This window comes from Bacteroidetes bacterium GWF2_43_63, from assembly GCA_001769275.1.
Lineage (GTDB): Bacteria > Bacteroidota > Bacteroidia > Bacteroidales > DTU049 > GWF2-43-63.
The window spans coordinates 1-20,113 of sequence record MEOQ01000015.1 but is presented as its reverse complement, the minus strand read 5'-3'; the positions used below and the strand labels follow the sequence as shown (position 1 = coordinate 20,113).

Sequence of the window (20,113 nt, the reverse complement as noted above, 5' to 3'; positions counted from 1 at the left end):
TACGGTTCAAATGAATCCAGGCGCTGTTGTTCAAGTGAATGGCGACTTGCAGAATCAAACCGGAACCATCAATGTTGCTGCTGCGTCTGCGGCCAATGTGTACATCACTGGTAGCCTGACGAACAACGCCACAATAAATGGTTATGGCAATATTCATCTCAATGGCAACTGGATCAACAACAGTGTTTTTAACGCTTTCACTGGTCTGGTATCGCTCGAAGGTGCTGCTCAAAACCTCTCTGGAAGCGTTTCTACATCATTCTTCAATCTGACTTTACTTGGTACCGGGATAAAGACACAGACCATAAACCAGACTACAACTGGGGTGCTGAATCTGAATGACCGGGAACTGGCGACCAATATTTATACGATGTTTGTTACCAATGCAGCTACCAATGCCATTCAGCGAACTACGGGATTTGTCAGTAGCAACAATGGCGGTCTGCTTTCGCGAAACACAGCTCAGGCTGCTACTTATTTATTTCCAGTCGGTTCCAGTACCGGAACAACCCGCTACAGACCTGTTGAATTGACCCCCGCTTCGGCAGCTGCAAACACCTATGTTGTTCGCATGGCCAATTTGGATGCAACTTCTGAAGGCTATGACCGCACGATGAAAGAAGCAGTCATTTGTTTGGTTAATCCGTTTTTCTATCATCAGATTAATCGAACCGCAGGTACAGATGCTGTAAACATGAATGTTTATTATGACCAAACAGCTGATGGCATCTGGGAAAGTCTTGGAAACTGGTACACAGCACCATCAACAGAATGGTACAATATGGCTGGCGCTTCAATTGTTTCTGGCATTCCGCTTAGTCACGCCGCCATAATTGGATGGAATAATTTCAGTCAGCTGCCCTACGGACTCACGCGCGGTGCACCAATAATCAATCTGGGCAATGACTCTACCATCTGCAGTGGTTCAAGTGTCACACTCAATGCCGGCCCCGGTTTTACATCCTACACATGGAGTACGGGCAGCAGCAGTCAGTCAATTACGGTTAATACCGGCGCTTCCTACAGTGTCACTGTGTCTGCAGGCACCTGCACCGCATCCGATGCCATTAATATTAATGTTGTTGCAGTGCCGGTTGTCAATCTGGGAGCCGATACTACCATCTGTCAGGGCGAATCACTGATACTTGACGCCGGAACATCCGGCAACGGATATCTTTGGTCGAATTTTGCAATCACTCAAACGATTACGGTTGCTTCAAGCGCAAACTATTCAGTTACCGTTACCAATGGTGGCCTTTGTCCGGCAACCGATAATATCCAGGTAACGGTGCAGCCCTGGGCCGACGCAACCATCATTTCTGCACCCGGTTTTTGTTCGGCCGATGCTGCTGTAAACCTTTCTGCAAGTGATCCAGGTGGCTTATGGAGCGGAACTGGAATAACCAATACAACAAATGGCACATTCAATCCGGGAGTAGCAGGTGCCGGTTCGTACGAAATTATTTATAATATCTCCGGCAATTGCGGCGATGCGGATACTGTCACCATCAATGTAACACAAAGCGCCGATGCGACCATTGCTGCGGCAGGTCCTTTCTGTATACTTGATGCTGCCATTAATATGAATGCTGCAGATGCAGGTGGTATTTGGAGCGGAACCGGAATAACGAACACTTCAACAGGAACATTTGATCCTGCTACAGCAGGAGTTGGCACACATTCAATCACTTATGGAATTGTTGGCGCTTGCGGCGATACGGCCTCGATTCCGGTAACTGTTATTGCTGTTGCCAATGCTACAATAAGTGCTGCAGGTCCTTTCTGTGATAATGAAAGTGCGCTTAATCTGACCTCCGTCGATGCAGGTGGCTCCTGGAGCGGCACTGGAATAACCAATGCTGCAGCAGGAACTTTCAATCCGGCAACGGCAGGCGAAGGCAATCACGAAATTATTTACACCATTTCGGGATCATGTGGCGATGCTGATACGACCAGCATTTCCATTTATGAAACGCCTGTTGTAAACATTTTCTCAACCGATGAAACCTGTATAGATCTCAACGATGGAGCGGCCTGGGTTGAAATTTCCGGTGGCACATTGCCCTACTCAGTTTTGTGGAGCAACAGCGAAAATACAGACTCAATTGTTGCACTGACTCCCGGAGTTTTCAGCGTTACAGTGACCGACGCAAACAGCTGTGGCTGGATTCGTCAGGCCAGTATCATTGAATCAGATGATTTGTGCTTTATTCCTCATGTTTGGGTACCCAACATTTTTTCACCCAACGGTGACGGAAACAACGATGCAGTCTTTGTTCGCGGCGAAGGTGTTGAATACCTGACATTCATAATCTATGACCGCTGGGGAGAAAAGATTTTCGAAAGCGCATCGATGGATTACGGCTGGGATGGAACCTACAAAGGAAATGAACTCGACCCGGGAGTGTTTGTCTTTTATGTGAAAGCAACTTTTGTCGATGCTTCGCAGTCTGAGATTCACGGTAATATTACACTTGTCAGATAATTATTAATTTTGAACAAATTCTCCCAAATGAAAAAGACGATCAACTGGATTTTTATGGTTCTGTTCGCTGCATCAGTCTCGGCTCAGGATATACATTTCAGCCAGTACAACGATGCACCGCTCATGGTGAACCCGTCATTGGCTGGATTTTTCGACGGCTCACACCGGATTGCATTGAACTACAAAAATCAATGGCGTTCGATTGGAAATGCATATAATACGTATGCCATTTCATACGATGCACCCGTTACTTCAAACGCTGCAGGTAAAAGCGGATTTCTGGCTCTGGGCGTCAATGTTTTTAATGATGTGGCCGGTGATCTCAATTTCAGTAACCTGATTGGCAATCTCAATATCGCCTATCATCTGCGCATCAGCGACGAGCAATTGCTTTCTGCAGGTTTGTATGGCGGCTTTGGACAAAGGTCAATCGATCAGGGTGGAATGATGTGGGACAATCAGTACGACGGCGTTTCGGGCTATGATGGTGCCCTGCCAAGTAATGAGACTTTTGCTTTTCAGTCATTTACCTATGCTGACTTTGGATTTGGAATGAATTGGTCGATGATTCACAATTCAACAAATATGTCATCGAATGATGGACTGAAGGCGAATGCTGGTTTTTCGGTGAGTCATGTTAATCAGCCGTCATTTGAATTTTTTGGAAACTCCGACGAAAAGCTTGGAATGCGCATTTCTGCTCATGGCAAAGCTCAGATTGGACTTGGCGGGACCAATACTTCACTCATTCCGACCGTTCTTGTACAGGTACAGGGCACACAGAAAGAAATTGTGCCTGGACTAATGGCGCGCTACACACTGCGTGAACAATCAAAATACACCGGATTCATCAACGATGCTTATCTGTCGCTGGGTGGTCATTTTCGCACTGGTGATGCAGTAATTGCTCATGCTTTAATAGAACTTAATGATCTGGCTTTCGGTTTGAGCTACGATATCAATGTTTCCAAACTTGCCAATGCAACCAGCGGTAAAGGTGGCTTTGAAATTATGGTTCGCTATATTGTTCAGAATAAAACCAGGAGCAGAACGCTCTATTAGAATATTGAACAAGGAACAAGGAAGTTTGAAGGATGAAGTGAAGACACATTCGTAAATCATGAACAATCCGTGCATTCAGACCGATCAAGAAAAACAAGGAAAGAAGAAGTTTGAAGTAAATTCATTCAGATTTTCCAGAAAATCTTAAACAAGAAAGTTTAAATGACGAAGTGATTTGCTTCGTCATTTTTTTTAAGCGATAAAATATCAAAATAACGGTTTGCTACGACATTCCACCGTTCCGGCCGATGATAGGGAATTCTTCCATGCTTTTAAGCCGGAACCGTCGTAACAATAGCAAAAACAACGGTTCCATGTCCTTCAGCTCCTTCGTCGCATCGGACGGTGGAATGTTGTTTTTGGAGAAGACTTCGTTTTGAGAAGTCCTCGTTTATTTTCTCACAAAATGAGGCATCTTTTCGGGCAGCACAAGCGATAATTCTATTAAGCCGGCAACTTCTCCGTTCTCGTACCAGGGACTCTGATAAATCATCTTTTTCACGCCTTCTTTTTCAATTGTATATGCATTGGTTTCATGACTCAGCATCATTTCCCTTATTTTATCCGATGCCTGCTGCGGATGGCAGCCAAACAGCGATTTCCCAAGTAAATTTCTGCCGCCATATTTTTCAAATGTCGCAGCTGATCGGTTGTTCATGTAAACTATATTGCCTTCCCTGTCCGACACTGTAATTGCAAAAGGAAGTTCATCGTACCACTGTATCATTGTCTCTGAATTTTTTTCAAAGATACGATGATTTTATAATCGGAATATGGCAAAATAAAACCTCCGAAACTTGCGCCCCGGAGGTGTAAACTTTATAAACTATCAGAATCAGGATATAAGTAAATTTCTCCACTTATTCCAAATACACTATTTTAATAGCGATCTGTGAGAGAATCAGTGCTGTAAAATTAATCAGAAATTTAGAAATGTCAATACTTACGCATCATGTTTTTAGTATTCGTATACTTAATAGCTGTAAGCGTCAAATATTAACATTATATTTGAATCAATAATCTAAAAATCTATATTATTCAATACGTATTACTATAACTAGCGAACATTCTTCATCATCCTGACTGAAACAGGAACTCTAAATTGAACTGAGTCTTTTTCAAGCAAACATTCATGATCAAACCGGTTTAAAGAAACTAAATAACTCTTATTAATATAGTATTTTTTATGGATCCTCAGGAATTCTTCCGGCAATTCACTGCTAATGTCTTTCAATGTCCGGCTCACAGTCCGTATGTCGTCTTTCGATAGAACAAATTTGGAGTAATTTCCGTCGCCTTCTATGTAAATAACATCCATCGCATTGATATATTCAAAGCCAAGAGCAGTGCGGATTCTAATCTTGGTATTTTGATTCAGCGCGGTCTTCAACGCATCATAATCCTGCAATGGATGATTATTGGACAAATACCGATCGATTGTTTCTCTGAGTTCTGCTTCATCAACCGGTTTCAACAAATAGTCAAATGCCGAATATTTTATTGCGCGGATGGCAAATTCATCATAGGCAGTAAGAAAAATCACTCCAAATTCGCGCAAAACAATTTTGTCAATAGAGTCTAGCATGTCAAACCCGCTCATGCCGGGCATTTTCACATCCAGAAAAACTATGTCCGGTTGATTCATCGCTATAGCTCTGATTCCTTCCTGGGCATCGGATGCTTCGGCAATAACCTGAACGTTGCCGATTTTCTCAAGCAACAGAGCCAGACTTCTGCGAGCTTTGGCTTCATCATCAACCAGAATTACCTTTAACATCGATCTGTTTATTTATTTTCGCCAACAGCAAATATATAAATATTAATTCTTGAAATATCATCCTGAAAAATCATATTTTTGCTTCAAAGAAATAATCCATGAATCTGAGGAAATTTAAAATTTCGCTTCTGCTGTTTTTATTTGCCGCTCAGCTTTTTGCCGGAACCGGAAATGTCAATTTTATTGAATGTACGGTTGACCTGCAAGCCAATGGCAAAGCTGTAATTGGCTATTGCGTCCGCTACACTGTGGTTGAAGGCGAATTGCATGGCTTCTATTTCAGCGGCCTCGACCGCCTGAAAATCTCGTCATTCTCCGATAAAAATTATGCGGTTGACAGCCGCGGAAATAACTACGGTCTATCAATAACCAACATGGGTGACGGAAAATACGATATCATTCTGGCAGATGGAAAGGGCGTTGGAAGCGGTTTTGTGACCTACTTTTTCTGGTTTGAAACCGATTTTGCATCAGCAGGTTATTTGGGAACTACTACTTCTGCTGATGGAAAAAATCTTATTTTCTTTGATTGGGCGCCTACTGAATGGGATTCCGATGCCACCGGCATGGATCATTACACGCTGAAAATTTTAACCCCTTTTAAACCTGATTTTGCTACAAATGTGCGCGAGCGGGTGTATGCCGACAGTCTCATCATGACCGAGAAGTGGATGAACGAAAGTTATGAAATCGATTTCCAGATCAAAGAAGCCGGTCGCTTGTTGATGCTTGTAAATAAAAATTCTCCTGAATACAGTTTCTCGCCAAGAGTGCAAATTTACATGCCTGCGAATTGGTTCGATTCAACGCAAGTGAAGCCATACCAACTGGTTTCAGACGACGCTGCAACTGACAATACAGACGGTTATTACAATTACAATGATTATTCTCCCAGCTTTGAAGCCATCAATCCGCAAACGCTGGGAGTTCTTGCATTGGTGCTGCTTCTGATTTTTGCATTGTATTTCATTTTTAAAAACAAAGGACTTGCAAATGCAAGGGACAATGCAGAAAGTCTTGGCTGGGACAAACTAAACTGGATTCCGCCCAAAATAGAAATGGCTACTTACAGCATTCCCGGAAAAATCTGTGACAATCTGAATTATGTTGAAATCGCCTTCTATCTTGAGTTTCCAATCAAGAAAATTTTCAGTTCAATGCTTGCAGCTTTCGAATCACAACAATATTTAAAAGTGTTGAAAAATGATCCGCTCACTGTGCAAATCATTGATAAACCGCTTGCGTTTGACAATGATTATGAAGAATTATTTTTCAATGCGCTCAGCGATGATGGCGTTTTTTCGCAGGAAGAGCTGAATGCAATCATGAATAAAGCTATAGCCAACATTCGTGAAAAGGCCTGGGATGCCGATGTCGAGGCCACGAAAAAATACTACAGTGAACTCATTCAATCGAAAACGGATGATTATGAAAAGTCAAATCCTTCGCAGCAGATTTTTATGGAGGATAAATCTGATCCGCTCTACAACACGTGGAATCGCTATTATATGTATTATCATCCATACTTCACTTATCGCGGAGTGATGAATCCGACGCATTATGAGCAGTATTTTCCGGTCAATACCGATCATGTGGTTTACAACAGCATTCATTCGGACATTATTCCGGATATCAACGCTTGTCATGCGGCCTGCCACGATGCATGCCACAGCGCGTGCCACAGTGCTTGTCACTCAGCCTGTCACAGTGCATGTCATTCGGCTTGTCACAGCGCCTGCGTAAGCGGTGGTTCACATTAATAACTGACGAATATGGATCAGCGTTTTATTTGGGTTAAAGAATTCATCGCCAATGTGCGGCCTTATATTGAGGTACGACTAGATGATAATATGCTGATCAAAAAGCCCAACCATGTACAGAAGCTCAATCCTTCGGGTGCATTGATTTTGCACAGACTATTAAATGGATACAGCATTGATGGGTTGCTCACTCAAATCGGGAAAAACGAAGTTCAGCTAACTGAATTGCTTTCATTTCTGAATGCTGTAAAATCATCGCTGGAAGGCAATCTTGACCTCTGGACACAAAATCAGGCTGTTGTGAAGTCCGCATTCGAAGCTCCTTTCACGTCACTTCCGGTTTTGAGTGAAGTTGCTGTTACCGGAAAATGCAATCTGCGTTGTTCGTTTTGCTATGCCGGTATAAATCATGATTGCACCACCGATTCGCACGATTTGAGTTCTGATGAAATCAAACAAATCATTCAAAAAATCCGCTACCAGGCCAAAGTTCCTTCAATCAGCTTTACAGGTGGTGAGCCCACTTTGCGAGCAGATCTTCCGGCATTAATTGCTTATGCTAAAAGTTTGGATATGCGCGTAAATCTCATCAGCAATGGTTTTTTAATCGATGAAAGCATGGCTGCCGAGTTTAAAAGATCAGGACTTGACTCCGCACAAATAAGTCTGGAAGGTACCACTCAAAGTACACATGAAAGTATTACAGGCATTCCGGGTAGTTTTGCAAATGCATTAAACGCTGTTGCAGTGCTGAATTCTAACAATATCCGCACGCATACAAATACCACACTTTCGAAACAAAATATGCATGAAGCAGCTGAATTACCTCAGTTTCTAAAACAACAACTCAAGGCAGAGCGCTTCAGCATGAATCTGATCATTCCTACAGGAAGCGCACTGGCAAACGAAATGCACCTGCTGCAGTATTCGGAAGCAGGCGAAATAATCCGGTCCGTAAATGCTGCTGCAGCAAAGCGGAAAATTGAATTCATGTGGTACTCACCCACTCCGCTTTGCATTTTTAATACAATTACGGAAGGGCTTGGCAACAAAGGTTGCGCTGCCTGCGATGGATTGCTGTCGGTGGATCCGGGTGGAAATATTTTACCATGCTCTTCATGGAATGAACCACTTGGAAATTTGCTTACACACGACTTCAATTCCATCTGGTTTTCGGATCGTTCAACCGAAATAAGAAATAAAAAATCAGCACCTGAAATCTGCACGGAGTGCGATAGTCTGGCAATCTGTCAGGGTGCCTGTCCCCTGTTTTATCGTGTCGATTGCAACCATGACAGTCGTTTGCTAAAGCCACGGAAATCGAACATAACACAAGCTGTCCTATGAAAAAACTATTTTTCCATTTTTTTCCGCGCATGTCGAATTCGCTTCGGGTGATTCTTTTTATTGCCATCTTTGGGGGTGGAATTGTGCTTCAGCTTGTCACCGGAAACTTCCTTGCTGGCGCCGTTCTGATAGCATGTGCATCGCTTCTCATGCTGAATAAAGGCGTCGATTCGCGCCTTCATATAGAACGATTTCATCACAACACAGAATGGAAATCATCGACCAGACAACAGATTGAAGAAATAATCAGCATGGACCGAAAGCTCAGACGCTGGGACAGAAGCGGTTTTGAGGTGACTTCGTGTTTGGGAGGGCTGCTGTTTTTTGTTGTATTGGTGGTCGGTTTTTTTATTGTAATTATTGGCATAGAAGAAAACGATCAGAACGTATCTTTCTTCGGTGGCAATTTTCTGATACTGTTCATTCCGCATTTTTTATCTGGTTTCAGACGTTACGACATGGCTTCAAGAGTTTTAATTTACGCAAAAAATTGCATGAAAGCTGCCGACATAGTAACTGAACTGAACAAATCAATAAAAGTTGGATACCTGACTTTGCTGGCCGAAAATGCTAAAACAAAAGCCATGTATCCAAAAGAAGTGAAACTAAAACTCACCATGGATGGCTCTCCTGAAGCCTTTCTTGGATGCTATGGCCAACTTTCCATCAATAAAGTCGGCGCGACTGATTTTCCATATTTTTATACGGTGTTGATTTTTAAACCTGAGTTTGAATTGAAAAATAAATTCTCAAAAATTCAACTCCGCACTCAGAATATGCTTAAAGAATTTTCATCAGAACAAGGGGTCGACGTCCTGGTACTGAGACAAGTCACAACCCGCACCAGCGGCTATTCTACAAACGATAAAGCAGTTCGTGGAATTCTTACCCAAACGTTGGAGGTCTATAAGCAGGTTGTTGCTTTGTGATGTTTTCAAAGGAGCTTCGCATGGAAAATTGTTTTTGACGCTAAACGCAATTTTGAGTCCTGGCGCGTGCCCAAAGTTTTATTGAATCACATACGAATAATCGTCGGGTATAAAAAGCTCAACGCGTGTGCCGATTGCTTTTCCCTTTTCATCAAACAAATCATGAATTACAAATGATGCAATCTCGATATTATATCGATTCATTATTTCAAAAAACTCTTTGAAAACCTGCAGTCCAAGACCATTGGAATGTGTGACTAATCTCGCCGAAGCTTCACGACCAATTCCATTGTCTTCGATCATAAAGATATTGCCCTTTTCATTTTTACTGATAGAAATTTTGAGTAATCCACCACTTGCAAGCTGCTCTATTCCATGCTTCATGGCATTCTCAACAAAAATCTGAACACACATTTTTGGGACCGTGATCTGAAGATTCACATTAGGATCAATGAAAATGTCGTAGCTGAACCTGTCTTCGAATCTGAATTTCTGTAAGCTTAGATAATTTGAAACAAATTGCATTTCTTCATCGAGCGTACGGGTAATTTTATCAGAGTTTTTTAATGAATTCCGTAATAATTGCGATACTTTTACAAAGTAAGCATAGGCTTTGTCGTGATTTTTTTCCTGCACTTCGCTGCCAATGGCGGTGATGGTGTTGAAAATGAAATGAGGATCAAGCTGCGCATTGATGGTCTTTACCTGCATGGCAACCAGTTCCCGCTCGACTTCTTTTTCCTTGTCTTTCCTGATTTGCTTTTTTCGCATTATGAGAAAAACGATTCCAACTATAATTGCAAGGTTCAGCAGAATAATAAAAATTTTAAAACCAATTGTCTGAACCAATGCGGGTTTAATCCGGAATAACAGCACCCTTGGAGTTTTGCTCCAGTAGCCGTTTTCGTTGGCCACTAACAATTCAAATTTGTAATTTCCCGGGCTAAGATTTGTAAAAACAGCTTCATTACTTTTGGACTCTTTCCAAATATCGCTGTATCCAAGTAAGCGATAGCGAAAAGTGATGCGCTCCCTGCTGATATAATCAAGCCCATCGAAAACAATCCGGATGTTGTTTCGTTTAGGCTCCAACTCAAACAATATATCATCGCGCAGCCAGGGAATGCTTATTTCTTTCCAAAGCAGATCTATTGAACTATACTCAAACGATACAAAATAGGGCATGGGCGCATTCGTATCGTACATCGCACGCTCAGGCTTAAATTGCACCACGCTTTCCGATGTTGGTATCCACACATTGCCGCGCGAATCGATCAATGTTCCATTCTGACCACATTCAATTCCAATGAATCCATTGAATCTGTCGAATGTTTGAAGGGCTGAGCGATTGTGATTATAGAGTTTTTTAAGATCAATTACGGTAATTCCTTCAATTCCGCCGGCAATAATTTTACTGTTCTTCCACAGTGAAATAAAATAAAAATGACCGTCGCATATTTTTAAATGACGTTTGTAGTTATAAAAATACAAACCGTCCTTTTTTGCATACCACATGTTACCTTGCGGGTCTTTACGACATGATATAACTCCAGTGTTTACCGGACTCTCATCGACATTAAATGAAGAATCATTTTTCAGCAACAGCACATTTTTATTCGTGCAAATCCATAAATGCCCGTGCTTGTCTTTTTCAATGGCCAGCGTATTGCCGCCTTTTGTATCGATTCGTTTTAGCACTTCTGAAATAAGGTCATATATAAATAAGCCATTTGTAGTGCCGAAATACACGGTGTGATTTGCAGCATCTTCGTAGGTGGCCAGACAAGTGCTGAAATTTCCTTCATGCAACAGCGGCAGAAATTTTACTTTCCCGTGGTCGTAAACGAAGATTCGGTAGTTGGTAGGAATCATCCATTGTCCAAGCGAATTGCAAAACCCCTGCATATAAAAAACTTCGTTGGCTGCCATCGATTCACGATATCCTTTCACTTCGGAAAGAATGTTGTTTTTCATTTTAAAAAGCTGTCCGTGATAGGTTGCAAAAACCAGTGAGGAATCCTTGTCTTCAAATATACTCCATACATATCGGGGCATGGTGGAACGCCAGTCGTAATTACGGAAAGCATATGATTGCTGATGCCACAAGCCGTTTTCTGACCCAATAAATAAATGGCCGTTGCTGTCTTCAATGATATCGGTGAGGATTACATCCGGAATAGAATCGCTGTCAACAACGTGCCCGCTGGTATCAATGCGGATCCACGTTGAATTATTCTGGACAAAAATCATCTGATCGTTTGCAGTTTTAGTCAGAACTCCTCCCGGAACATTATTTCCGAAAGCGTAAATCTTTTGCAATTCTTCTCCATCATAGGAATAAATTCCGCCAAACTCCGGGTATTTACCCTCTTCTCTTATGAATTGAAAAATTAATTTGTTCCTGAATGAAAGTATTTGGGCTCCTTGTCCTTCAATAAGTTTTGTCAGCTCCTTCCTTTTATTGAGGCGATGAATGCCACTAAAGGTAGATAATAAAAAGTCGCTGCTTCCTGGAATCCGGTCAACGTCGGAGAGCCATTTCAAACTATCATTTTTGTAAATAAAAGTTTTGCACCCAGGCTTAAAAACCATGAATGCCGATTCGAAAATGACATAAACTTCTTTTAGTCTTACATTGAGCTTTATGCTGTGAATCGGGATTGAATCAAAAGAGGCAATCAAATATGACTGCTTGCTTTCAAACCTGACAAGTGCTTTCTGAGTGTACCAATAAATACTCTTCCCAACGCCCAAAAAACCCTGAAGAGCGGATTCAGAAATATATTTATCCTTGTAATTACGGAACCTGTTTCCATCAAATCCACCAGCTTCACCTTTTGTGGAATAAAATAGTATGCCGTCGCCTCGTTGATAAACACGTGTCACCTGATTCTGCGGCAATCCGTCAAATATGGTGTAATGGCGATAGCTGTATTGCTGTGCAAAACAAGTAAAAAATATGAGTTGTAATAATATAAATATTCCTGACTTCATAATATTGAGGTTCAAATATAAACAATATCCGATTATTATCGTGATTTTCTGAAACTTGTGTTCTTTTTCGTTACAGGCGTCAATCCAACCTGAGTGCATTGCGACTGTGTCACGTTTCACGTGAAGCAATCTCTCTGCGTTGGATTGTTAGTGGCAATATCTTTCCCGACATTTTAGCGTCCGATCATAACCTGCTGTCATTCTGTTCCGATAGCTATCGGAAGTCGCTCCCATAGCGCTTTACAAAAAACAGCATGCGACATATCGAAGGAGACAGCAGGCCCAAAAAACATCTGTCACACTGAGTGATGAACTATTCAGCATTATGCTTCAGGAGTTTTCATCGTATCCCCGCCAGCTTCGCAGCGGGCAGGAAAGTGCGACTTGTTAAACCCCGCTGTCGTTCTTCGATACATTTGAAGTCTGATGTTTAAAAGTCTGTTCTTCAAACACTGCTAATGACACAAGTGCTTAAAATTCTGAAAATCAACAAACAAGTCTACTGAAGTTCCCGGTCTCCGAGCCGGGATCTGATCCTATACTACAGACTTATTTTTTGTTGATTTTCGCTGCCGACACTTCGACGGAGTTTATCCCGCTGTTCGTGCTTCGACTCCGCTCAGCATGACAGCGGCGGGGCTCAGCGTGACAGCAGCTTTTGTGTCATTTTTTTCACGATAGCTATCGTGACAGGTTGCAAAACGCGTTTTGCTGGTGGTCTCTGAATGACAGCGGGGTTAAGGCTTGTGCTTCATTTCTCCGACTCTTCCAGGAGACTTCACGTGAAACGTGACGCAGTCGTCACTCTGGAAGGTCGGAAACAAATCCGCCGCGGCGGACAAGGCGAGGGTGAGAGCAAAGCTTGGCCATGCCGTATGCGTTGCGGGTTGAACCTTGTGCTTTTTTTGCCATTCTCCTTTTATCTTCCTACTTTTGTCTTTTATCTTGTCTTTCGACTTTTGTCTTTTTACTATTATCTTTTGTCCTGATTATGCGCATCGATATTCTCACATTATTCCCCGAAATGTTCACCGGACCTTTTGCCGAGTCCATTGTAAAAAGGGCGGTTGCAAAAGGTCTGGTCGAAATTCATATTCACAACATCCGCGATTTTTCGAAAGACAAACATCTGCGGGTCGATGACTATCAGTTTGGGGGCGGCGCCGGAATGGTCATGATGGCTGAACCAGTGGTAGATGCCATTGAATCATTGACTGCTGTCAGAAAATATGATGAAATTATTTTTATGACTCCTGACGGAGAAAAATTTTCGCAATCCATAGCCAACCGACTGAGCATGAATGAGAATATTATTCTGCTTTGCGGCCACTACAAAGGGCTTGACGAACGGGTGCGCGAACATTTTATTACCAGCGAAATCTCCATCGGCGACTATGTACTGAGCGGCGGTGAGCTTGCAGCCTGTGTTGTAGCTGATGCAATCATTCGTCTGATTCCGGGCGCACTTAACGATGAAACTTCAGCACTCAGCGATTCGTTTCAGGACGGACTGCTCTCAGCACCAGTCTATACACGCCCTTCGGAATTCCGCGGTTTGAAAGTGCCGGATGTTTTAATGTCGGGCCATGAAAAAAACATTCGCGAATGGCGCCAGCAACAATCGCTTGAGCGCACCAGGAAACGCCGGCCGGATTTGCTGGATTAATAATTACCCCTCGAAGGGTTTGAAACCCTTCGAGGGGTATGAAATATTACTATTTTTGTACTATATAAAAATAAATGGCACAGGCAGCAACAAAACGAACCGGCATTTTTGAGCGTATCCTCTGGATAGCAACGCTTGCAATGTCTTTCATTTTACTCATTGCCATCATTTCGCCTTTATTCAATCCATCCAACCTCTGGATTCCGTCATTCTTCGGACTCGCCTACCCCTACATCGCGCTGCTGACACTGATAATGGCTGGTATCATGCTTTTATTCAGCTTTAAAAAAGCAATGTTTCCGGTGCTGGTTTTTATTTGTGGAATCGGCCCATGTAAACATACCTTGAAAGTTACTCCAACTTCCAATGCATTCTCTAAAAATGAAACGGACATCACGCTGCTATCCCAGAACGTCCATTTGATGGGTATTTACGATACAACCGGTATCATTACAATTGATTCGCTGCTTGATGTAATACAATCCGAAAGCCCTGATGTAGCCTGCTTTCAGGAATTTTATCTGCGTGAAAAATACACGGGGAAAAATTGCGAACCATTCATGCAAGCTGGCCAATTCAACAATTACGCGACTTCGTTGTATGCTGATTCAACCACCGACACTTACCTGAGTCTGATTACATTTACAAAGTTTCCGCTGCTCAATCAAGGCGTAGTGCGCACACCGGATAATACTGCACGTAATATTTTTGCACTGTGGTGCGACCTGAAAGTGAATGATGATACTGTAAGAGTTTATAATGTTCACTTGCAATCGATTGGTTTTACCGAAAATGAAGAGAGTCTTTTTGATGAAAATGGAGATGACAATGGCGAAATCCAGGTGAAATCGAAATCAACAGCCCGCAAGCTGAAACGCGCATTTGTAGCCCGTTCGAAGCAGGTTGAAATACTCGCTGCCCACATCGATTCCTGTAATTATCCGGTATTTCTGGCCGGTGATTTTAATGACACACCTGTTTCTTATTCATATCGAAAATTGCGTGGTGAATTAAAAGATGCCTTTCTCGAGAGTGGCAGCCGAGGCATGGGCAAAACATACAACGGCCCATTTCCTTCGTATCGGATTGATTATATTTTCTATCCAGATGGCTTTGAATCAGCCGAATTTAAAGTCTTTGGAAGACATTACAGTGATCATTTTCCCATCAGTGGCAGATTCAGAAGAAATCAGAAATGAAAAATTTTGAACTCATAAGCGACTTTGTCCCGACTGGCGACCAACCCGAAGCCATTCGTCAGCTGACCAATGGACTTAATGACGGAGAGCCATTTCAGACCTTACTGGGCGTGACCGGATCGGGGAAAACTTTCACCATCGCCAATGTGGTGGCCAATGTGAACAGGCCAACACTCGTGCTTAGTCATAACAAAACGCTCGCAGCCCAGTTATATTCTGAGTTCAAGCAATTCTTTCCGGAGAACGCCGTTGAATATTTTGTTTCCTACTACGATTATTATCAGCCTGAAGCATATCTTCCGATTTCGGATACTTATATTGAAAAAGATCTTAGTATAAACGAGGAAATTGAGAAATTTCGACTGAGCGCCACATCCTCTTTGCTGAGCGGAAGACGAGATGTAATTGTGGTTTCATCGGTTTCGTGCATTTACGGTATCGGTAATCCACAAGACTTTTCAACGCATGTACTGGAGATTGAAACCGGTGAAAAGAAGTCGGTGAAATTTGTTATCAATGCGCTCGTAGAAGCTTTGTATTCGCGCAATGACATTGAGTTGAAACGAGGAAATTTCAGGCTTAAAGGCGACACTCTGGATGTTTATCCTGCTTATGCCGACACTGCTTATCGCATCATTTTTTTCGATAATGAAATAGAGACCATTTCATCGTTTGATCCTGTAACCGGCCGAAGTGGAGAAAAAATGGATGCGCTGCGAATTTTCCCAGCCAGCATTTTTATGACTACCCGGGATAAACTTGCTTCTGCGCTGAACGAGATATATGTTGATCTTGGCGGTCAGTGCGATTTTCTGCGACAAATAGGAAAAGATATTGAAGCCAAGCGTCTTGAAGATCGCGTGAATTATGATCTTGAGATGATGAAGGAACTTGGCTATTGTTCCGGGATTGAAAATTATTCGCGTTACTTCGATGGCCGTAAACCCGGCTCCAGACCTTATTGTCTGATGGATTACTTTCCGGATGATTTTCTTCTGGTTGTTGATGAAAGTCATGCAACCATCCCGCAGGTGCGTGGTATGTATGGTGGTGACCGCTCTCGTAAACAAGTTCTCGTTGATTTCGGATTTCGCCTGGCATCGGCCATGGACAACCGACCATTGAAATTTGATGAGTTTGAGGCTTTGCTGAATCAAACTATTTTTGTTTCGGCAACGCCCGCTGATTATGAGTTTATGAAATGCGAAGGCGCCTACATCGAACAGGTTATCCGTCCGACCGGAATTCCTGATCCCAGAGTGTTGGTGCGGCCTTCGGTGAATCAGGTGGATGATTTGCTCAATGAAGTGAAGATTCAGATCGAAAATGATGAACGTACACTTGTGACAACGCTGACCAAGCGTATGGCCGAAGAGCTTACAAAATATATGTTCGAGCTGAATATTCCCTGCAAATATATTCACAGCGATGTTGATACTTTTGACCGGATTGACATTTTGCAGGAATTGCGGCGAGGAGATATTAAAGTTGTAGTAGGTGTAAATCTTTTACGTGAAGGACTTGATCTTCCGGAAGTCACACTGGTAGCCATTCTTGATGCAGACAAAGAAGGGTTTCTCCGCAATGAACGAAGTCTCATTCAGACAGCAGGCCGTGCGGCCCGCAACATTAAAAGTCGTGTGATTCTATATGCAATGAAAACCACGAATTCGATGCAGAAAATGATTGCGGAGACAGACAGACGAAGGGCCAAACAACTTGAGTACAATAAGGTAAACAACATTACGCCGGTCACTGTCCATAAAGCTCTGGGAGATGGTTTCGAAGGAACGCGCAAAGTCGGAATGAAATATTATGTTGAGCCGGAAGACATGAAACTCGCTGCAGATCCGCTTGTGCCCTACATGTCGAAGGATGCACTAAAGAAACGAATTGTTGTAGTAAAGAAAGAGATGGAAAAAGCCGCGAAGGATTTAGATTTCATCACTGCGGCTCATCATCGCGACGAGATGCTTGCATTACAGAAACTGCTGCATGAAAACGCGTAATATTACTGATCCGGTACTGAGAAGTTTCTCCACTTTTCTGATGCTTGAAAAGTCGCTGTCTGAGCATTCGATAGAAGCTTATATTCACGATGTCGGCCTGTTCATGCGCTGGAACGAGCAAATAGCTTCGAATAAACCACTGCGCGACATCAATAAAAATGATATTCATTCCTTTGTGCAATGGCTGAGTGATATTTCGCTGGCACCAAGTTCACAGGCGCGCATTATTTCAGGACTCAAATCGTATTTTGCTTTCTGTTTTATGGATGGCATCACCAATGGAAATCCAACAGAATTGATTGAGCTGCCGCGCCTTGGAAAACATTTGCCGACAGTGCTTTCGCTTGAAGAAATTGAAAAAATGCTTACATGCATTGATCTTTCAAAAGCTGACGGGCACCGCAACAAAGCCATCATTGAAACCTTGTATGCATGCGGTCTTCGAGTGACGGAACTGGTGAATCTTTCATTTGCCGACCTTTATTTTGATGATGAATTCATTCGTGTGATCGGAAAAGGAAACAAGGAAAGATTGGTCCCCATCGGACAAGAGGCAATAAAAGCATTGAAATTATATATTGAAAAAAGTCGTGTATTTTTTCCTGTTGTACGGAGTCATGAACATTTCATTTTCCTAAATCAGCGCGGAAAGCAGCTTACACGAGCATCGGTCTTCAATCTGGTGAAAATACTGGCCGAAGCAGCAGGAATAAAAAAGAACATCAGCCCACATACATTCAGACATTCATTTGCAACGCATCTGGTTGAAAACGGTGCCGATCTGCGCGCTGTACAGGAATTGCTTGGACACGCGAGCATTACTACAACAGAAATTTACACACATCTAAGTCGCGAATTTCTGCGCGACGTTGTGCTGAAGCACCATCCGATGTATATGTAAGTTGTGCGAAGTTTTAAAACTTCGCACAGCGCTGTATACTTCGCACAACTGTTATTCCATACCCAGACTCACACTGATGAGCTTTTTGCTCTCATCGAAGTAGAAGTCGAGCAGCTTGTCTTCGTATGAAAGACGGAATTCGCCCCACTCTTCTTTTTCGACATCGGCTTCGCCGTATTTGAGTTTTTCGGCGAGCGCCTTAATCTCATCAATTGTTTTTCCAATGAGGGACACACCTTCGAGTTCAAAATTGTCATTTTCCAATTCGATGCCCGACACAAGCAATCCGTCATCTTCCATCTCGTCGAGAAAGAGTGTTACGCCTTTTTCATCGTAATACCAGATTTCGCTGTTGTAATCCTCGTCGTCGATATTTTCGCGCTCATCGGGCTCGCCAATGACATTGATTACATCATTCTCAGAAGCGCCAAATCTTATCAGACTGCATCCTTCCATTGGAAGAATTTTGATTTTTTCAGTTGCCATAGTGATCTATTTTATTGGTTTTATTTCAGCGGTGAATTTTTTTCTTTTTTCATGGTCTTGTAAGTCATCTTATCAACCCACTTGGGGAAAAATTTCCCCAACAAAACTACGAGTTTTCCCTGAGTTGTCATAACCAAAGTGCGTTTTCTTTTTTCGATGCCGCGAATAATTCTGTTAGCGACATCTTGAGCACTCATCAGATGCTTTTCGTCGAGCGGTGTTGTGCCTTGCGGACTTCCATCGGCTGTCAGCGCGGTATTTCGGATATTCGACTCGGTAAATCCCGGACAGGCAATCATAACATGCAAACCCTGATTCAGCGTTTCAACACGGAGCGTATTCAGAAAGCCATGCATGGCAAATTTTGATGACGAATAACCAGTTCGCGCGGGCAATCCCTGAAATCCGGCAATGGAAGAGACTCCCACCACACTGCCTTTTGATTTCAACAAATGCGGAATGGCTTCGCGTGTGCAAAAGACTGTTCCCCAGAAATTTACATTCATAAGCTGATCAATCACATTCAAGTCCAGATCTTCGAAAATAGCCCGCATACTCATGCCAGCATTGTTGATCAACACATCAATGCCTCCAAATCGGCTCACGGTCTCAGAAATCATTCTTGCGCAATCTTCACGGCGACTCACATCGGCTTTCACCACCAATACGTCGGCATCAGGAAATTCAGCCGCAATGGCTTTCATTTTCTCATCATTGCGCGCCGCCATAACAAGTCTGGCCCCGCCTTTCATCAGCTGACGGCTCAAAGCCTCCCCTATTCCTGAAGAAGCACCAGTAACAATCACTACTTTACCTTTCAAACTCATCCGGTCTCAAATTTCTGCAATTATACAATTTATATTTAAGTGAACAGTGATCAGCCGATGAAAGTTCATAAACATAGCGTGTTGAAAAATAAATCCAACATTTTTTGCGTCTTTTTCAAAAATATTTTGGTCGATTAAAATTTTTTATATCTTTGCACTCCCAAAACGAAAGGATTCAGTAGCTCAGCAGGTAGAGCACATCCCTTTTAAGGATGGGGTCCTGGGTTCGAATCCCAGCTGGATCACCTCAAAGGACGTTTCTGCTTTTTCGCAGAAACGTCCTTTTTTATTTCTCCCGAATGGTGCGCCGATACTGGCAAACAGAGTCACTACTTCGTTCACTTTGGAGGTTCGAACTTTATTTTCTGAAAAAAACAACTTTCCGGGAAATATCGAACCTATTATTCGCTGTTGCGCTTCCAGTCCTGCATCCCGAAATCGGGACGGTAAATCTTTCAGAAATGAAAAACTGCTTGTCAATTGATCATAAATATTCTTGTTCAGTTGAACCATATTGCCCAATTTCTGCTGTAATTCTCTCAACTGCGCATCATACCTTTGTTTCGCTGAACTGTAATCTGAAATACCAATCTGATTATCGGCCAGCTTATCCTGCAAACTGCTGATTCGTTCCTTGATTTTGCTTATTTCTGTTTCAATTGCGCCGGCAG

The 20,113-nt window shown here is 42.6% G+C and carries 14 protein-coding genes and 1 tRNA gene; 10 read left to right on the top strand and 5 right to left on the bottom strand.

The features are described from left to right. The first annotated feature begins 10 nt into the window (after positions 1-10). Positions 11-2,485 (top strand): hypothetical protein, encoded by a 2,475-nt coding sequence (locus A2W93_05535; GenBank protein ID OFY55479.1) that lies wholly within the window; start codon positions 11-13, stop codon positions 2,483-2,485. 27 nt (positions 2,486-2,512) lie between these two features. Continuing rightward, on the top strand, positions 2,513-3,547 hold the full coding sequence (locus tag A2W93_05530) for a hypothetical protein (GenBank protein ID OFY55478.1): 1,035 nt from the start codon (positions 2,513-2,515) through the stop codon (positions 3,545-3,547). A 391-nt stretch (positions 3,548-3,938) separates the two neighbouring features. Here the strand turns inward: A2W93_05530 and A2W93_05525 are convergent, their stop codons facing one another. Next, a complete protein-coding gene (locus tag A2W93_05525) occupies positions 3,939-4,274 on the bottom strand; it encodes a diguanylate cyclase (GenBank protein ID OFY55477.1) in 336 nt (111 codons plus the stop codon). 330 nt (positions 4,275-4,604) lie between these two features. Further along, positions 4,605-5,324 (bottom strand): hypothetical protein, encoded by a 720-nt coding sequence (locus tag A2W93_05520; protein OFY55476.1) that lies wholly within the window; start codon positions 5,322-5,324, stop codon positions 4,605-4,607. Positions 5,325-5,422: 98 nt separating this feature from the next. Here A2W93_05520 and A2W93_05515 point away from each other — a divergent pair, with 98 nt between their 5' ends. Genes A2W93_05515 through A2W93_05505 form a run of 3 tightly spaced genes read left to right on the top strand, consistent with a single transcriptional unit; the run spans position 5,423 to position 9,360 of the window. Then, entirely contained in the window at positions 5,423-7,084 is a 1,662-nt protein-coding gene (locus A2W93_05515; GenBank protein OFY55475.1) for a hypothetical protein, read from the top strand. 12 nt (positions 7,085-7,096) lie between these two features. Continuing rightward, entirely contained in the window at positions 7,097-8,431 is a 1,335-nt protein-coding gene (locus A2W93_05510; protein OFY55474.1) for a hypothetical protein, read from the top strand. A 29-nt stretch (positions 8,432-8,460) separates the two neighbouring features. Next, positions 8,461-9,360, top strand: a complete 900-nt coding sequence (locus A2W93_05505; protein ID OFY55473.1) for a hypothetical protein — start codon at positions 8,461-8,463, stop codon at positions 9,358-9,360. A 78-nt stretch (positions 9,361-9,438) separates the two neighbouring features. On the opposite strand, the gene A2W93_05500 is transcribed toward A2W93_05505, so the two are convergent. Beyond that, complete coding sequence (locus tag A2W93_05500; protein OFY55472.1) at positions 9,439-12,453, bottom strand: hypothetical protein; 3,015 nt, start codon at positions 12,451-12,453, stop codon at positions 9,439-9,441. An 892-nt stretch (positions 12,454-13,345) separates the two neighbouring features. Here A2W93_05500 and A2W93_05495 point away from each other — a divergent pair. The 4 genes from A2W93_05495 to A2W93_05480 all read left to right on the top strand — a co-directional run bounded on the left by A2W93_05495 (position 13,346) and on the right by A2W93_05480 (position 18,129). After that, on the top strand, positions 13,346-14,020 hold the full coding sequence (locus A2W93_05495; GenBank protein ID OFY55471.1) for a tRNA (guanosine(37)-N1)-methyltransferase TrmD: 675 nt from the start codon (positions 13,346-13,348) through the stop codon (positions 14,018-14,020). Between the two features lie 74 nt (positions 14,021-14,094). Next, positions 14,095-15,219: a hypothetical protein gene (locus A2W93_05490; GenBank protein OFY55470.1), complete on the top strand. Its 1,125-nt coding sequence runs from the start codon at positions 14,095-14,097 to the stop codon at positions 15,217-15,219. Continuing rightward, on the top strand, positions 15,216-17,228 hold the full coding sequence (locus tag A2W93_05485; GenBank protein OFY55469.1) for an excinuclease ABC subunit B: 2,013 nt from the start codon (positions 15,216-15,218) through the stop codon (positions 17,226-17,228). The genes A2W93_05490 and A2W93_05485 overlap by 4 nt, the downstream gene beginning before the upstream one ends. Next, positions 17,215-18,129, top strand: coding sequence for a site-specific tyrosine recombinase XerD (locus tag A2W93_05480; protein ID OFY55468.1), 915 nt, complete (start codon positions 17,215-17,217; stop codon positions 18,127-18,129). Before A2W93_05485 ends, A2W93_05480 begins: the two co-directional genes overlap by 14 nt. A 51-nt stretch (positions 18,130-18,180) precedes the next feature. Here A2W93_05480 and A2W93_05475 read toward each other — a convergent pair whose 3' ends face one another. Further along, the gene (locus A2W93_05475) at positions 18,181-18,615 is read right to left on the bottom strand and encodes a hypothetical protein (GenBank protein OFY55467.1); all 435 of its coding nucleotides are present in this window, start codon (positions 18,613-18,615) and stop codon (positions 18,181-18,183) included. Positions 18,616-18,635: 20 nt separating this feature from the next. Then, complete coding sequence (locus A2W93_05470; GenBank protein ID OFY55466.1) at positions 18,636-19,442, bottom strand: short chain dehydrogenase; 807 nt, start codon at positions 19,440-19,442, stop codon at positions 18,636-18,638. 172 nt (positions 19,443-19,614) lie between these two features. On the opposite strand from A2W93_05470, the gene A2W93_05465 reads away from it, so the two are divergent. Then, positions 19,615-19,690 (top strand) — tRNA-Lys (locus tag A2W93_05465). The last annotated feature ends 423 nt before the right edge of the window (positions 19,691-20,113 follow it).

Coding starts and splice junctions, on each gene's coding strand:
- A2W93_05535 (OFY55479.1), top strand. CDS start 11: ATGAATCCAGGCGCTGTTGTTCAAGTGAATGGCGACTTGCAGAATCAA.
- A2W93_05530 (OFY55478.1), top strand. CDS start 2,513: ATGAAAAAGACGATCAACTGGATTTTTATGGTTCTGTTCGCTGCATCA.
- A2W93_05525 (OFY55477.1), bottom strand. CDS start 4,274: ATGATACAGTGGTACGATGAACTTCCTTTTGCAATTACAGTGTCGGAC.
- A2W93_05520 (OFY55476.1), bottom strand. CDS start 5,324: ATGTTAAAGGTAATTCTGGTTGATGATGAAGCCAAAGCTCGCAGAAGT.
- A2W93_05515 (OFY55475.1), top strand. CDS start 5,423: ATGAATCTGAGGAAATTTAAAATTTCGCTTCTGCTGTTTTTATTTGCC.
- A2W93_05510 (OFY55474.1), top strand. CDS start 7,097: ATGGATCAGCGTTTTATTTGGGTTAAAGAATTCATCGCCAATGTGCGG.
- A2W93_05505 (OFY55473.1), top strand. CDS start 8,461: ATGTCGAATTCGCTTCGGGTGATTCTTTTTATTGCCATCTTTGGGGGT.
- A2W93_05500 (OFY55472.1), bottom strand. CDS start 12,453: ATGCACTCAGGTTGGATTGACGCCTGTAACGAAAAAGAACACAAGTTT.
- A2W93_05495 (OFY55471.1), top strand. CDS start 13,346: ATGCGCATCGATATTCTCACATTATTCCCCGAAATGTTCACCGGACCT.
- A2W93_05490 (OFY55470.1), top strand. CDS start 14,095: ATGGCACAGGCAGCAACAAAACGAACCGGCATTTTTGAGCGTATCCTC.
- A2W93_05485 (OFY55469.1), top strand. CDS start 15,216: ATGAAAAATTTTGAACTCATAAGCGACTTTGTCCCGACTGGCGACCAA.
- A2W93_05480 (OFY55468.1), top strand. CDS start 17,215: ATGAAAACGCGTAATATTACTGATCCGGTACTGAGAAGTTTCTCCACT.
- A2W93_05475 (OFY55467.1), bottom strand. CDS start 18,615: ATGGCAACTGAAAAAATCAAAATTCTTCCAATGGAAGGATGCAGTCTG.
- A2W93_05470 (OFY55466.1), bottom strand. CDS start 19,442: ATGAGTTTGAAAGGTAAAGTAGTGATTGTTACTGGTGCTTCTTCAGGA.